We start from the raw sequence: 15,012 nt of genomic DNA, 5'->3' as shown, positions 1-15,012 counted from the left end.
TGGCGGCTCGGGCGGGTGCCGGTCAGCGGGTGCGGTTGAGGGACTGCAGGGCGCTGCGCAGCAGGGCGCCGACGTTCGGCTCGGCCGCGGCCTCCGCCTGCGGGGTGACGGCGGCGACGGCCTCGTCCGCCTCGCGGGTGGCGTAGCCCAGGCCCAGCAGCGCCGCGTGCAGCTGCTCGCTCCAGGACGGGGCGGCCCGGCCGGCGCCGCCGCTGACCGCGCCGGCGCCGCCGAGCGGAGCACCGAGCCGGTCCTTCAGTTCGAGCAGCAGCCGCTGCGCGCCCTTCTTGCCGATGCCGGGAACGGCGGTGAGCGCCTTCTCGTCGCCGGCGGCGACCGCGGCCCGCAGCGCGTCGGGCGCGTGCACGGCCAGCATCGTCTGGGCGAGCCGCGGGCCGACACCGCTGACGGTCTGCAGCAGCTCGAAGACCTGCCGCTCGTCGTCGTCGGCGAAGCCGTAGAGGGTGAGCGAGTCCTCCCTGACCACCAGGGAGGTGGACAGCCGGGCCGGCTTGCCGATCCGCAGCGCGGCCAGCGTGTTCGGCGCGCACTGCACGGCCATGCCGACGCCGCCGACCTCGATGACGGCGGTGTCGGGGGCGAGGGCGGCGACCTGGCCGCTGACGAAGGCGATCACGTGGCGGACTCCCGGTTGCGTACGGCGGCGGTGCGGGCGGCGGCGGTGCGGGCGGTAGTGGGGGCGGCGCCCCGGCTGCGGGTCGCGGCGGTCTGGGCGGCGAGGGCCTGCCGCAGCCGGTCGGTGGCGGGGCCGCGCCAGATGTGGCAGATGGCCAGCGCGAGCGCGTCGGCGGCGTCCGCGGGCTTGGGCGGCGCGTCCAGCCGCAACAGCCGGGTGACCATCGCCCCGACCTGCGCCTTGTCGGCCCGGCCGCTGCCGGTGACGGCGGCCTTGACCTCGCTGGGGGTGTGCAGGTGGACGGGCAGGCCGCGGCGGGAGGCGCACAGGATGGCGACGGCGCTGGCCTGGGCGGTGCCCATCACGGTGCGCACATTGTGCTGGCTGAAGACCCGCTCCACGGCGACCGCCTCGGGCCGGTGCTCGTCGAGCCAGGCCTCGATGCCCTGCTCGATCAGCACCAGCCGCTCGCCGATCGGCGCGTCGGCCGGGGTCCGCACGACACCGACGCCGGCCATCGTCAGCGGCCGGCCGGCGGTACCGTCCACCACGCCGATACCGCACCGGGTCAGACCCGGGTCCACGCCGAGCACCCGCACCGCGCCCCCCTTCCTCGCCACCGCCGACCGCACTGCCGTCCGGTCCCACCTGGAGGTTAGCCGGTCGCACCGACAACGAGGGCGGGCGCGGCGGGGGATGTCCCGCCGGCCCGCCCTCGTACGGCGAGTTGACCGGCCGTCAGGCGTCGACCTTCTCCATGACCTCGTCGGAGACGTCGAAGTTCGCGAAGACGTTCTGCACGTCGTCGCTGTCCTCCAGCGCGTCGATCAGCTTGAAGATCTTGCGGGCGCCGTCCTCGTCCAGCTCGACCTGCATGGTCGGCAGGAAGTTCGCGTCGGCGGAGTCGTAGTCGATGCCCGCCTCCTGCAGCGCCTTGCGCACCGGCACCAGGTCGGTGGCCTCGCTGATCACCTCGTAGGACTCGCCGAGGTCGTTGACCTCCTCGGCGCCGGCGTCCAGGACCGCGCCGAGCACGTCGTCCTCGCCCAGCTCGCCCTTGGGGACGATCACCACGCCCTTGCGGTTGAACAGGTACGACACCGAGCCCGGGTCGGCCATCGATCCGCCGTTGCGCGTCATGGCGACGCGGACGTCGGAGGCGGCGCGGTTGCGGTTGTCGGTCAGGCACTCGATGAGGACCGCGACGCCGTTGGGGCCGTAGCCCTCGTACATGATCGTCTGGTAGTCGGCGCCGCCCGCCTCAAGGCCGGCACCGCGCTTGACCGCGCTGTCGATGTTCTTGTTCGGAACCGAGCTCTTCTTCGCCTTCTGGATGGCGTCGAAGAGCGTCGGGTTGCCGTCGGGGTCGGCGCCACCGGTCCTGGCCGCGACCTCGATGTTCTTGATCAGCTTCGCGAAGAGCTTGCCGCGCTTGGCATCGATCACGGCCTTCTTGTGCTTCGTCGTAGCCCATTTAGAGTGGCCGGACATCCGACAGTCTCCTTCGCGTCACCCAGTGCTGTTCTTCGTCGCGCGCTCGATCCTACCGGGATCCGTTCAGGCCGCCGCGCGCACGGCGGCCACGAAGAGTTCATGCACCCGGTGGTCGCCGGTCAGCTCCGGGTGGAAGGACGTGGCCAGTGCGTTGCCCTGCCGGACGGCGACGACGTGGCCGCCGTGCTCGGCCAGTACCCGGACCTGTGCGCCGACCGACTCGACCCAGGGCGCCCTGATGAAGACGCCCTCGACCGGGCCGCCCTCGACGCCGGAGACCTCGACGGCCGCCTCGAAGGACTCGTTCTGCCGCCCGAAGGCGTTGCGGCGGACGATCATGTCGATGCCGCCGAAGGTCTCCTGGCCGGACCTGGGGTCGAGGATCTTGTCGGCCAGCATGATCAGCCCGGCGCAGCTGCCGTAGACCGGCAGGCCGGCCCGGATCGCCTCCCGCAGCGGCTCCATCACCCTGAAGAGCACCGCCAGCTTGGAGATGGTGGTGGACTCCCCGCCGGGTATGACCAGGCCGTCGAGGCCGGCCAGCTCCTCGGGTCGGCGGACCGGGCCGGCCGCGGCGTCCGCCGCGGCCAGCGCCGTCAGGTGTTCGCGCACGTCGCCCTGCAGGGCGAGCACGCCGATGGTGGGACGGGTCATCGGTGCTTACCAGCCGCGGTTGGCGTAGTGCTCGGACTCCGGGAGGGTGTCGATGTTGATACCGACCATGGCCTCGCCCAGGTTGCGGGAGGCGTCCGCGATGACCTTCGGGTCGTCGAAGAAGGTGGTGGCGCGGACGATGGCCGCGGCGCGCTTGGCCGGGTCGCCGGACTTGAAGATGCCGGAGCCGACGAAGACGCCCTCGGCGCCGAGCTGGCGCATCAGGGCCGCGTCCGCGGGGGTGGCCACACCGCCGGCGGAGAACAGCACGACGGGCAGCTTGCCCAGCTCGGCGACCTCCTTGACCAGCTCGTAGGGGGCGCGCAGGTCCTTCGCGGCGGCGTACAGCTCGTTGTTGTCCAGGCCCTTGAGGCGGGCGATCTCGCCCTTGATCTGGCGCAGGTGGCGGACGGCCTCCACGACGTTGCCGGTGCCGGCCTCGCCCTTGGAGCGGATCATGGCCGCGCCCTCGGCGATGCGGCGGAGCGCCTCGCCGAGGTTGGTGGCGCCGCACACGAAGGGGGTGGTGAAGGCCCACTTGTCGGAGTGGTTGACCTCGTCGGCCGGGGTGAGGACCTCGGACTCGTCGATGTAGTCCACGCCGAGCGCCTGCAGCACCTGGGCCTCGACGACGTGGCCGATCCTGGACTTGGCCATCACCGGGATGGACACGGCGGCGATGATGCCGTCGATCATGTCGGGGTCGGACATCCGGGCCACGCCGCCGTGCTTGCGGATGTCGGCGGGCACCCGCTCCAGCGCCATGACGGCGACGGCTCCGGCGTCCTCGGCGATCCTGGCCTGCTCGGGGGTGACGACGTCCATGATCACGCCGCCCTTGAGCTGCTCGGCCATGCCGCGCTTGACGCGCGCGGTGCCGGTCTCGGGGCTGCTGGCGGTGGACGGTGTGGTGGACACGGTGACCTCACTCGCTGGGGAACGGCAGTTGTCGCCCCGGCTTACCACCAGGGCCAATGCCAGTTTCCGGCGCCGGGCGGCGGCGGAAAAGGGCCAATTCGCCGCAGGTGGCTCCCGCGCGCGGGGCCCCGGACCGTTCGCCGTACGTCCTCAGCCGGTCCGCGGGCTCACGCGCGCGCGGCCCCGGACCGGTCGCCGTACGTCCTCAGCCGGTCCGCGCGCCCTCCGTGGTCAGCGGGGGCGGCGGCTCGTCGTCCATCTCGAAGGCCAGCGGGAAGGGCGCGTGCCCGGCCAGCCGCAGCCAGCGCACCACCCGGTGCTCGCGGACCGCGCGGGCGGCGCGAACCGCGTCGTTGTGGAAGCGCCTGGCCATCGGCACCCGGCGTACCGCCCGGGTCAGCTCGTCGATCGCCTCGGTCCCGCCGGGCGCACCGCTGACCTCGCCGACCGCCTCAGCGTCGGGGAAGACCGCCCGCAGTGCCTGGCTCAGCTCGCTCTCGGCCACCTCCCGCTGCTCGGGCTCGGCCTGCCGGGCGGCGTGCGCGGACTCGTAGAGGACGATGGAGGCCGCCGGGTCGAGCACGCCCGCGGTCGCCAGCTCCTGGGCGACCGAGGCCCGGCGCAGCAGTTGCGCGTCCAGCGCGGCGCGGGCCGCGTCGATACGGGCGTGCAGCCGGTCCAGGCGCCCCGCGGTCCAGCTCAGGTACAGGCCGACGGCGACGAGCGCCACCGCGACCCAGATGATGGTGGTCACGGGCGGCAAGGCTACCGGCGTGCCGGGCCGAAGAAGCCGCGCAGCCGGGTGCGTTCGTCGGTCGCGACGTGGGCGGCGCCGTCGGCGACCGTCTCGTAGACCGACAGGATGTCCGCACCGACCGACGACCAGTCGAAGCGCCGTACGTGCGCGCGGCCGCGCTCGCTGAGCGCGGTGCGGCGCTCGGGGTCGGCCAGCAGCCGCAGCGCAGCGGCGGCCAGCGCGCCGGCGTCCTCGTTGGCGAACAGCTCGCCCGCCGCGCCCTGCGCGAGCACCTGCGCGAAGGCGTCGAGGTCGCTGGCCAGCACCGCGGCGCCGGCCGACATCGCCTCGACCAGGATGATGCCGAAGGACTCGCCGCCGGTGTTGGGCGCCACGTACAGGTCGACGCTGCGCAGCAGCCGCGCCTTGTCCTCGTCGCTGACCATGCCGAGGAATTCGACCCGGCCGCGCATCTGCTCGGGCAGGGTGGCCACCGCCTCCTCGGCGTCGCCGCGGCCGGCCACCAGCAGCCGCGTCTGCGGGCGCTCGGCGAGGATCGCGGGCAGGGCCCGCATCAGCACCGGCAGGCCCTTGCGCGGCTCGTCGATGCGGCCCATGAAGCCGATGGTGTCGCCCTGCCACTGGCTGCGCGGCTCGGCGCGGGCGAAGAAGTCGACGTCGACGCCGTTGGGGATGACGACGGCGTCGCCGCCCAGGTGCTCGACCAGGGTGCGCCTGGCGTACTCGCTGACCGCGATGCGCGCCCTGATCTTCTCCAGCGCGGGCTGCAGGATCGGATAGGCGGCGATCATCGCCCGCGAGCGCGGGTTGGAGGTGTGGAAGGTGGCCACGATCGGCCCCTGCGCGGCCCAGCAGGCGAGCAGGCCCAGCGACGGCGAGGTCGGTTCGTGGATGTGGACGACGTCGAAGGCGCCGTCGTGCAGCCAGCGCCTGACCCGGGCCGCGGACAGGAAGCCGAAGTTCAGCCGGGCCACCGAGCCGTTGTAGGGGACGGGCACCGCCCGGCCGGCCGAGACGACGTAGGGCGGCAGCGGTGTCTCGTCGTCGGCGGGCGCGAGGACCGAGACGTGGTGGCCGCGCGCGATCAGGTGCTCGGCGAGGTCCCTGATGTGGAACTGGACGCCGCCGGGGACGTCCCAGGAGTACGGGCAGACGATCCCGATCCTCACGCCTTCCCCGTTCCGCCGGCGCCGGCGGCCGGCGCGGGAGCCCCGTCCGGGCGCGCGTCCAGGTCGGCCAGCCAGAGCCGTTGCAGCATGTGCCAGTCCTCCGGGTGCTCGGCGATGCCGGAGGCGTACGCGTCGGCGAGCGCCTGCGTCATCACGGCGGTGCGGTGCGACCGGTCACCGCTGTCGGGCACGGCGATCGGCGGGTGCACCCTGCCCTGCATCACGGGCGAGTCGTCGTACCACAGCGTGACCGGCAGCAGCAGCGCCCCGGTCTGCTGGGCGAGCAGCGCGGGTCCGGCCGGCATGCGGGTCTTCTCGCCGAAGAAGTCGACCTCGACGCCGGAGGCGGACAGGTCGCGGTCGGCGACCAGGCAGACCAGGCCGCCGTCGCGCAGCCGCCGGGCCAGCGTGCCGAACGCGCTGCCGCCGTCGTGCGGCAGCACCTCCATGCCCAGGCCCTCGCGGTAGGCGACGAAGCGGTCGTAGAGCGTCTCGGGCTTGAGGCGCTCGGCGACGGTGGCGAAGGGGGTCTCCAGCTTGGTGGTGACCCAGGCACCCGCGAGGTCCCAGTTGGCCATGTGCGGCAGCGCCAGGATGACCCCGCTGCCCGCGGCGAGGCCGCCGGTCAGGTAATGCACGTCCGCGGGGTCGAAGCCGCCGCGCACCCGGTCCTTGCTCCACGCGGGCAGCCGGAAGGACTCCATCCAATACCGCAGGTAGGAGCGCATGCCGGCCCTGGACAGCTCGCGCAGTCGCGCCGGGTCGGCGTCGGGCACCACCCTCGCCAGGTTGGACTCCAGCCGCAGCACCCCCTTGCCGCGCTGCCGCCAGGCCGCGTCGGCGACGGTGCGGCCGAGTGCCCTGGCGACCGGCTCCGGCAGCGTCTTGACCGCGCCCCAGCCCGCCCCGTACAGGCCGTCGACCAGGCTTCCCCTGAGAGCGGCGGCGCGGGAGGCGCCCCCGTCCCTCACGCGCCGCTCCCGTGCTCGGCCAGCGCCGCCGCGTCCGCCTCCGCGGACTCCCGGCGTACGGTCACCACCCGCTGGATCAGCGTGACCAGGCTGCCCGCGGCGACCGCCCACAGCGCGATCGGCAGCAGGTACTGGATACCGGGCACCCCGAACTTGTTCAGGCCGGAGAGGCCGCACAGGACCAGGGTGACCACCAGCCGCTCGGCCCTTTCGACCAGGCCGTTGACGTTGACCGGCAGGCCGATCGCCTCGCCGCGCGCCTTGGTGTACGACACGACCTGGCCGCTGGCCAGGCAGAAGATGGCGACCGCGCACAGCGCGAGGTTGTCGCCTTTGCCCGCGTACCACATGGCCAGGCCGCCGAAGACCCCCGCGTCGGCGACCCGGTCGAGGGTTGAGTCCAGGAAGGCGCCCCAGCGGCTGGAGACGCCCGCCTGCCGGGCCATGTTGCCGTCGACGAGGTCGGAGAAGACGAACAGGGTGATGACGACGGTGCCCCAGAAGAACTCGCCCCTGGGGTAGAAGACCAGCGCACCTGCCATCACTCCCGCGGTGCCGATCAGGGTCACCGTGTCGGGGCTGACCCCCTTGCGCAGGAGAAATGCGGCGAACGGCGTGAGAACACGCGTGAAGAACGCACGCGCGTACTTGTTCAGCATGGCCTTCCCGACGGGTCGGAGGATGTGGTCGCGGCGGCCCCAGGGCCGCCACCGGATGGCCCATCGTAGCCAGCCCCGGGGAGGGCGACGCGCGAGGCACCGCCTGGGCCGCCGCCACCGCCCGAACAGCAGCCCGAACCGGCCGGCGCCCGTTCGACATATGGACGTGGCCTGACCGGCGTGGGAAGGTCGAAAGACCGCGGGCGTCGTCGAGGCCGCCGCCTGTACGCGGTCTCCCGTGGCGTCCCTGGCGCGCGCCCCCCGACGAGGGCGCGGACCCCATGCGGGCAGGACCCGGGAGGCGAGTGCACGTGGGTGCAGCCGACAGGAGAGACGGACAACCAGGGGCCGCCGGAAGGGCACCGGCGGCCGGCCGCCCCGAGAAGGTACGCAATGTGGTGCTGGTCGGCCACAGCGGAGCAGGCAAGACGACCCTGGTGGAGGCGCTCGCGCTGACCACCGGCGCGGTGAACCGGGCAGGCCGGGTCGAGGACGGCGGCTCGCTGTCCGACCACGACGAGATCGAACAGCGCCAGCAGCGCTCGGTCCAGTTGTCGCTGGTGCCGGTCGAGTGGGACGGCATCAAGATCAATGTGCTGGACACCCCGGGATACGCCGATTTCGTCGGGGAGCTGCGGGCCGGTCTGCGCGCGGCGGACGCGGCCCTTTTCGTGGTCTCGGCCGCGCAGGACGGCGAGGGCATCGGCGGCCCGACCCGCATGGTGTGGGACGAGTGCGCCGCGGTCGGCATGCCGCGGGCGGTGGTCGTCACGCACCTGGAGTCGGCGCGGGCCGGCATCGAGGAGACCGCCGCGCAGTTCGCCCGCGAGCTGGGCGGCGACGACCCCGACGCGGTGCTGCCGCTGTACCTGCCGGTGCACGGCCCCGAGGGACCCGACGGGCACGCCCCGGTCACGGGCCTGACCGGGCTGCTGTCGCAGCGGGTGCACGACTACTCCTCGGGCGAGCGCGTCGAGCGCGACCCGGACCCCGAGCTGCTGCCGCGGCTCACCGAGGCGCGCAACCGGCTCATCGAGGGGATCATCGCCGAGAGCGAGGACGAGACGCTGATGGACCGCTACCTCGGCGGCGGCGACATCGACGTCGACACGCTGGTCGCCGACCTGGAGCGGGCGGTCGCCCGCGGCACCTTCCACCCGGTGGTGGCCGCCGCCCCCGCCGCCGACGGCGCCCGGCAGGGCATCGGCACGGTGGAGCTGCTCGAACTGGTCACCGGAGGCTTCCCCACCCCCCTGGAGCGCCCGGTGCCGCCGGTGACCACGCTGGACGGCGAGCGCACGACGCTGTCCTGCGACCCCGGCGGACCGCTGGCCGCCGAGGTCGTGAAGACCTCGTCCGACCCGTACGTGGGGCGGATCAGCCTGGTGCGGGTCTTCTCCGGCACCCTGCGCCCCGACGAGACGGTGCACGTCTCGGGGCACGGCATGGAGGACCGCGGGCACGAGGACCACGACGTCGACGAGCGGGTCGGCGCGCTGACCTCGCCGTTCGGCAAGCACCAGCGCCCGGTGCCGTCGGCGGTGGCCGGCGACCTGGTGTGCGTGGCGAAACTGGTCCGCGCCGAGACCGGCGACACCCTGTCGGGCAAGGACCGGCCGCTGCTGATGGAGCCCTGGCGGATGCCGGACCCGCTGCTGCCCATCGCCATCGAGGCGCACAGCAAGGCCGACGAGGACAAGCTGTCCCAGGGCCTGGCCCGGCTGGTCGCCGAGGATCCGACGATGCGGCTCGAACAGAACCAGGCGACCCGGCAGGTCGTCCTGTGGTGCCTGGGCGAGGCGCACGCCGATGTGGCCCTGGAGCGGTTGCGCAGCCGCTACGGCGTGCAGGTCGACGCGGTGCCCTACAAGGTGTCGCTGCGCGAGACCTTCGGCGAGGCGGCCACCGCGCGCGGCCGGCACGTCAAGCAGTCCGGCGGGCACGGGCAGTTCGCGATCTGCGACATCGAGGTGGAGCCGCTGCCGGTCGGCTCGGGCGTCGAGTTCGTGGACAAGGTCGTCGGCGGGGCGGTGCCCCGGCAGTTCATCCCGTCGGTGGAGAAGGGCGTACGCGCCCAGGCCGCCCGCGGGGTGGTGCTGGGCTTCCCCGTGGTCGACATCAGGGTGACGCTGTCCGACGGCAAGGCGCACTCGGTCGACTCCTCCGACGCGGCCTTCCAGACCGCGGGCGCGCTCGCGCTGCGCGAGGCCGCCGCCGCCTGCCGCATCCACCTGCTGGAGCCGGTCGCCGAGGTGGGGGTGATGGTGCCCGACGCCTACGTCGGCCCGGTGATGAGCGACCTGTCGGGGCGGCGCGGGAAGGTGCTCGGCACCGAACCCGCCGGGCCGGGACGCACCCTGGTGCGCGCGGACGTCCCCGAGATCGAGATCGGGCGCTACGCGGTCGACCTGCGGTCGCTGTCGCACGGCACCGGCAGGTTCAGCCGGCGCTACGCCAGGCACGAGCCGATGCCGGCGGCGCTGGCGACGCGGATGCGGCAGCAGGAGGAGGCGGAGCGGGCCGGGTAGCCGGGCGCCGGGTGTGCGGTCCGGGCCCCGGATCACCGTCGTGACACGTGCGGTGACGGACCGTCTGCGGCTCGCGGGCCCCCCGCGGGCCGCCGCGCCGCTAATCTGGTGACTGCTCCGAACGTGTGATGCCCGCCCCGGCGGGGAATGGGCCGGTCGGAGCCGCGAGGTGGCGGGCGTATCGGCGGAACTGGGGGCTTCGGTGACGGACGGGTTCGATTTCAGCCCGGGGGCGCAGATCCCGCTCACGGGCACCGACGGGGAGACGGGCGCCACCCAGGCGCTGGCCTCCGCGGCCTACCGCGACACGCCGGTCAAGGCGCTGCTCGCCATCAACGACGCCGCGTCGGTCAAGCCCCCCAGGCTGTCGCTGTTCGAGCCGAACCTCGGCGAGGCCTTCGCCCGCGCCGTACAGGTCCGCATGCTCGGCGGCGGCCGCAAGGAGCTGGTGCAGTCCTTCGGCGTCGAACCGCAGACCGTCGTCGAGCACTGCCTGGCCGCCAACCGCATCCGGCAGGAGCGCGACTCCCGGCTGACCCTCGTCATGGGTGTCTTCGGGGTGCTCTTCCTGCCCGGTCTGCTGATCTGGCTCGGCGCCTTCCAGCTGCGCAGGTCGCTGGCCGGCCTCAAGGCGGGCGGCAACCGCTACGGGACGCTGGGCGGCGCGGTCCTCGCCGTCACGATCGGGCTGGCCGCGCTGTTCGCGATCAAGCCGCCCTTCTCCGGCTTCTGGCACCAGTACTTCCGGGTGATGATGATCGCCCCCATCATCGGCTGGTATTGGGCCAAGCGGATCTGCGAGCGCACCGCGCGGGACCTGCGCGACCGCTGGAGCGGCCTGCTGGCCGGCACCGCGGTCGGCGCGAAGATCCCCGAGGCGGTCCCCCGCAACCCCAACCAGCTGCGCGCCGAGACGCTGCGGCAGTCGCTGGCGAAGCTGTCGGCCGAGCAGAGCAGCAACGTCGTCTTCTACGCGGGTCCCAAGGGAATACTGGGCATGGGCAGCCGCTGGGGCAGCTGGCACATGGCCGAAGAGCTGATTCCCGCGGAAGGCGTCACCGACATCAACCCCTTCCGCAGCTGGGACGTGATCCGCGCGATCCACGACAAGCTGCGCATGCTGGAGCGCGGCCCGCTGCACACCGGCGGCTTCACCAAGCCGTCGATACGGCACTGGGTGGTGGCCCCGATAGGGGAGGGTGCCACGAAGATCGTCCGCCCCACCGGGCCCGAGGTCGACTCCTTCTCCGTCAAGGACTTCGAGATCCAGCGGATCTGCAACACCCAGCAGTTCGGCAAGGGCAACCGCCACTACCTGGGCATCCAGTTCACCCTCTGGGAGGGCAACCTCGTCATCACCTTGATGGTCACGGTGACGGTGCTCGCCCACACCCTGCGGGTCGACGTCACCGCGCACGCGCTCGGCCCGGTCAGCTCGCTGTTCAACGACGGCCCGCCGGCCAGGGAGAAGACGGTCAGCAAGCCGGTCAAGTTCTGGGAGACCAGGACCGTGCAGCTGCCGCTGATCGACTCGGGCGAGGTCGCCAGGCTCGCCGCCCGGGCGCCGCTGACCTGGTTCCCGCCGGTCCTTGACTACTTCGGCGGCACCCTGACGCTGCCCGAGCCCTTCGGGCTGCGGCACACCTGGGTCGACAAGCCGTGGAAGCACCGCTTCATGGCCGACGACGCGCTGCGCGCGGCGACCCCGGTGCTGCGCGCGGTGCACGCCGCCGCCATCCAGGTGATGGCGGAGAACGGCGTGGACACCTCGCACTTCACCAACCGCTCGATGGTGCTCAGCGGCCTCGTCCAGGGCGTCGAGCCCAGGAAGGCCGACGCCTACGACGCGTAGCGCGGCGCCGGCCGGGCCCGGTCAGCTCGGCCAGGCGTCCGCGAGCATCTTCCGCGTGTCGGCCAGGAGTTGCGGCAGCACCTTGGTGTGGCCCACCACCGGCATGAAGTTGACGTCGCCGCCCCAGCGCGGCACCACGTGCTGGTGCAGGTGGGCGGCGATACCCGCGCCCGCCACGTCGCCCTGGTTCATCCCGATGTTGAAGCCCTGCGCGCCCGACGCGGTCCGCAGCGCCGTCATCGCGCGCTTGGTCAGCCCGGCCAGCTCGACGGTCTCCGCCGGATCCAGCTCGGTGTAGTCCGCGACATGGCGGTACGGGACCACCATCAGGTGCCCGCTGTTGTACGGGTACAGGTTGAGCACCGCGTAGACGTGCTCGCCGCGGCTGATGATCAGGCCGTCCTCGTCCGACTCGGCCGGGATCGCACAGAAGGGACACCCGTCGCCCGCACCGGGTCCGGTCGGCTTGTTCTCACCCTGGATGTACGCCATGCGGTGGGGGGTCCACAGCCGCTGGAACGCGTCCGGTACCCCCGCTCCCTGCCCCTGCTGCGGCTCACTCGTCATGCCGATCAGCATAGGACTTCGCCGGTGGCGCGCGTGTCGCCGGGCCCACCGCCGTGCACGTACCGAGATCCTGGCCGGATGGACGACGACGACGGCGGCCGGTTGGCCCGATGGGAGAACCGCACCGAGCTCCCGCTGTTCCTCATGTCGATGGTCTTCCTCGGCGCCTACGCGGCCCACGTCCTGGACCCCGGCCTGCCGCCGGCCGCGCACACCGCGCTGCTGGCCACGATCGGCTTCGCCTGGGCGACCTTCGCCGTGGACTACGCGGTGCGGGTACGCCTCAGCAACCGGCGCTTCGGCCCGCGCTACGTCAGCAGGCACCTGCTGGACACCGTCGTGCTGCTGTTGCCGCTGCTGCGCCCGCTGCGGGCGGTGCACATCTACCAGGTGATGCAGCGCCGCCACGAACAGCCGCTGCTGAGCCTCTACGGCCGGGTGATCGCCTACGCGGGCATGGCGGCGGTGCTGCTCGGCTTCTCCGGGGCGCTGGCGGTCTACCAGCAGGAGCGGCACGCCCCCGGCGCGACCATCCGCACCTTCGGCGACGCGACGTGGTGGACCTGCGAGACGCTCACCACGGTCGGCTACGGCGACGTCGTCCCGGTCACCCCGGCGGGCCGGGCGATCGCGGCCTGCCTGATGCTGATGGGCCTGGCCCTGCTGGGGGCGGTGACCGGCTCCTTCTCCTCCTGGCTCTACCAGACCTTCGCCCGCGAGGGCGAGCTGCCCCCGGGCCGCTGAGGGCCCGGGGGCAGCCGTCCGGTCAGACCTGGACCCGCCTGTCCACCACGTCGACCAGCTTGGCCAGCGCCTGGTCACGGGGGACGCCGTTCTCCTGCGAGCCGTCGCGGTAGCGGAAGGAGACCGTGCCGTTGGTCATGTCCTCGTCGCCGACGATGATCATGAAAGGCACCTTCAGCTTCTGGTGCGTGCGGATCTTCTTCTGCATGCGGTCCGAGGACGCGTCCACCTCGACCCGCAGCCCCTTGCGCTTCGCCTCGCCGGCGAACTCCTGGAGGTACGGCACGTGCGCGTCGCCGACCGGGATGCCGACCGCCTGGACCGGGGCCAGCCACGCCGGGAAGGCGCCGGCGTAGTGCTCGAGCAGCACCGCGAAGAAGCGCTCGATCGAGCCGAACAGCGCCCGGTGGATCATGACGGGCCGCTGGCGCGAGCCGTCGGGCGCCGTGTACTGCAGGTCGAAGCGCTCGGGCAGGTTGAAGTCCAGCTGCACCGTCGACATCTGCCAGCTGCGGCCGATCGCGTCCTTGGTCTGGACGGAGATCTTCGGGCCGTAGAAGGCGGCGCCGCCCGGGTCGGGCACCAGCGGGAGGCCCTGCTTCTCGGCGACCTTGCGCAGCGTCTCGGTGGCCTCCTCCCACGCCTCGTCGGAGCCGACGTACTTCTCCGGGTCCTTGGTGGACAGCTCCAGGTAGAAGTCGGTGAGGCCGTAGTCCCGCAGCAGGTTGAGCACGAAGGTCAGCGTCGAGTCCAGCTCGTCCGCCATCTGCTCCTTGGTGCAGTAGATGTGCGCGTCGTCCTGGGTGAAGCCGCGCGCCCGGGTCAGGCCGTGCACGACGCCGGACTTCTCGTAGCGGTAGACGGTGCCGAACTCGAAGAGCCGCAGCGGCAGCTCGCGGTAGGAGCGGCCGCGGGCGTCGAAGACCAAATTGTGCATCGGGCAGTTCATGGGCTTGAGGTAGTAGTCCGTGCCCTCGTCGAGCTGCATGGGCGGGTACATGCCGTCGGCGTACCAGTCCAGGTGGCCGGAGATCTCGAAGAGGGTGCCCTTGGTGGCGTGCGGGGTGTAGACGAAGTCGTACCCCTCCTCCTCGTGCCTGCGGCGCGAGTAGTCCTCCATGACCCGGCGGACGATGCCGCCCTTGGGGTGGAAGACGGCCAGGCCCGAGCCGATCTGCTCGGGGATGGAGAACAGGTCCAGCTCGGTGCCCAGCTTGCGGTGGTCGCGCTTGGCGGCCTCCTCCAGGAAGTCCAGGTGCGCCTTGAGCTCTTCCTTGGTGGGCCACGCGGTGCCGTAGATCCGCTGGAGCATCGGGTTCTTCTCGCTGCCGCGCCAGTAGGCCGCGGCATTGCGCATCAGCTTGAACGCCGGGATGTTGCGGGTGGTGGGCAGGTGCGGGCCGCGGCACAGGTCCTTCCAGCACAGCTCGCCGGTCTTCGCGTCCAGGTTGTCGTAGATGGTCAGCTCGCCGCCGCCCACCTCGACGTCGGCGCCGTCGTCGCTGGTGGCCGACGCGCCCTTGAGACCGATCAGCTCCAGTTTGTACGGCTCGCCGGCCAGTTCCTCGCGGGCCTGCTCCTCGGTGACGACCCGGCGGGAGAAGCGCTGGCCGCGCTTCTGGATCTCCTGCATCTTCTTCTCGACGGCCTTGAGGTCGTCGGGGTGGAAGGGCCGGTCGACGTCGAAGTCGTAGTAGAAGCCGTCCTTGACCGGCGGGCCGATGCCCAGCTTCGCCTCGGGGAACAGCTCCTGCACCGCCTGCGCCATGACGTGCGCGGTGGAGTGCCGCAGGATGTTCAGCCCGTCCTCGCTGGTGATGTCGACCGGCTCGACCTCCTCGCCGTCCGCCACCGCGTAGGCCAGGTCCTTCAGCTCGCCGCCGACGCGGGCGGCGACGACCGAGCGCTCGCCCTGGAACAGCTCGGCCGCGGTCGTGCCCGTCGTGACCGTCCGCTCTTCCGGTTCGGCGGAATCGCGTTTGATGATCACACGGAGGTCTGACACCGGTCTGCTCCTGACGAAGGTCGTACGAGGCCGTGCGGCAAGCTCTCACCGCACCGC

Annotated in this window: 14 protein-coding genes; 3 read left to right on the top strand and 11 right to left on the bottom strand. The window is 72.5% G+C overall.

Features of this window, described 5'->3' with window-relative positions:
* Nucleotides 1–22: 22 nt before the first annotated feature.
* From ruvA to pgsA, 9 genes are all read right to left on the bottom strand, one after another.
* Nucleotides 23–637 (bottom strand): Holliday junction branch migration protein RuvA, encoded by a 615-nt coding sequence (ruvA, locus tag BUE44_RS18720; RefSeq protein WP_073499870.1) that lies wholly within the window; start codon nt 635–637, stop codon nt 23–25.
* On the bottom strand, nt 634–1,236 hold the full coding sequence (gene ruvC / locus BUE44_RS18715) for a crossover junction endodeoxyribonuclease RuvC (protein ID WP_073499868.1): 603 nt from the start codon (nt 1,234–1,236) through the stop codon (nt 634–636). The genes ruvA and ruvC overlap by 4 nt, the downstream gene beginning before the upstream one ends.
* Before the next feature lie 139 nt (nt 1,237–1,375).
* Nucleotides 1,376–2,128, bottom strand: coding sequence for a YebC/PmpR family DNA-binding transcriptional regulator (locus BUE44_RS18710; RefSeq protein WP_073499865.1), 753 nt, complete (start codon nt 2,126–2,128; stop codon nt 1,376–1,378).
* Nucleotides 2,129–2,194: 66 nt separating this feature from the next.
* The gene (gene pdxT / locus BUE44_RS18705) at nt 2,195–2,785 is read right to left on the bottom strand and encodes a pyridoxal 5'-phosphate synthase glutaminase subunit PdxT (protein ID WP_073499862.1); all 591 of its coding nucleotides are present in this window, start codon (nt 2,783–2,785) and stop codon (nt 2,195–2,197) included.
* A gap of 6 nt (nt 2,786–2,791) precedes the next feature.
* Nucleotides 2,792–3,703: a pyridoxal 5'-phosphate synthase lyase subunit PdxS gene (gene pdxS / locus BUE44_RS18700; protein ID WP_073499859.1), complete on the bottom strand. Its 912-nt coding sequence runs from the start codon at nt 3,701–3,703 to the stop codon at nt 2,792–2,794.
* Nucleotides 3,704–3,908: 205 nt separating this feature from the next.
* On the bottom strand, nt 3,909–4,466 hold the full coding sequence (locus BUE44_RS18695) for a LemA family protein (RefSeq protein ID WP_073499856.1): 558 nt from the start codon (nt 4,464–4,466) through the stop codon (nt 3,909–3,911).
* A gap of 2 nt (nt 4,467–4,468) precedes the next feature.
* On the bottom strand, nt 4,469–5,629 hold the full coding sequence (locus BUE44_RS18690; RefSeq protein ID WP_073499853.1) for a glycosyltransferase family 4 protein: 1,161 nt from the start codon (nt 5,627–5,629) through the stop codon (nt 4,469–4,471).
* On the bottom strand, nt 5,626–6,600 hold the full coding sequence (locus tag BUE44_RS18685) for a phosphatidylinositol mannoside acyltransferase (protein WP_073499850.1): 975 nt from the start codon (nt 6,598–6,600) through the stop codon (nt 5,626–5,628). Before BUE44_RS18685 ends, BUE44_RS18690 begins: the two co-directional genes overlap by 4 nt.
* Entirely contained in the window at nt 6,597–7,259 is a 663-nt protein-coding gene (gene pgsA / locus BUE44_RS18680; protein ID WP_073499848.1) for a phosphatidylinositol phosphate synthase, read from the bottom strand. Before pgsA ends, BUE44_RS18685 begins: the two co-directional genes overlap by 4 nt.
* A 281-nt stretch (nt 7,260–7,540) precedes the next feature.
* Between pgsA and BUE44_RS18675 the strand changes: the two genes are divergently transcribed.
* Together BUE44_RS18675 and BUE44_RS18670 are read left to right on the top strand one after the other, a co-directional pair.
* Nucleotides 7,541–9,787, top strand: coding sequence for an elongation factor G-like protein EF-G2 (locus BUE44_RS18675; protein WP_073499845.1), 2,247 nt, complete (start codon nt 7,541–7,543; stop codon nt 9,785–9,787).
* A 202-nt stretch (nt 9,788–9,989) separates the two neighbouring features.
* Nucleotides 9,990–11,639 (top strand): hypothetical protein, encoded by a 1,650-nt coding sequence (locus BUE44_RS18670; protein ID WP_073499842.1) that lies wholly within the window; start codon nt 9,990–9,992, stop codon nt 11,637–11,639.
* Between the two features lie 21 nt (nt 11,640–11,660).
* Here the strand turns inward: BUE44_RS18670 and BUE44_RS18665 are convergent, their stop codons facing one another.
* A complete protein-coding gene (locus tag BUE44_RS18665) occupies nt 11,661–12,218 on the bottom strand; it encodes an HIT family protein (RefSeq protein WP_200804457.1) in 558 nt (185 codons plus the stop codon).
* Between the two features lie 66 nt (nt 12,219–12,284).
* Between BUE44_RS18665 and BUE44_RS18660 the strand changes: the two genes are divergently transcribed.
* Nucleotides 12,285–12,950: a potassium channel family protein gene (locus BUE44_RS18660; protein ID WP_073499839.1), complete on the top strand. Its 666-nt coding sequence runs from the start codon at nt 12,285–12,287 to the stop codon at nt 12,948–12,950.
* Between the two features lie 22 nt (nt 12,951–12,972).
* Here BUE44_RS18660 and thrS read toward each other — a convergent pair whose 3' ends face one another.
* The gene (gene thrS, locus BUE44_RS18655) at nt 12,973–14,955 is read right to left on the bottom strand and encodes a threonine--tRNA ligase (RefSeq protein ID WP_073499836.1); all 1,983 of its coding nucleotides are present in this window, start codon (nt 14,953–14,955) and stop codon (nt 12,973–12,975) included.
* Between the last annotated feature and the right edge of the window lie 57 nt (nt 14,956–15,012).

The organism is Actinacidiphila paucisporea (assembly GCF_900142575.1).
In the GTDB taxonomy this organism is placed as follows: Bacteria; Actinomycetota; Actinomycetes; order Streptomycetales; family Streptomycetaceae; genus Actinacidiphila; species Actinacidiphila paucisporea.
This window is presented reverse-complemented; position numbering and strand designations above follow the sequence as displayed.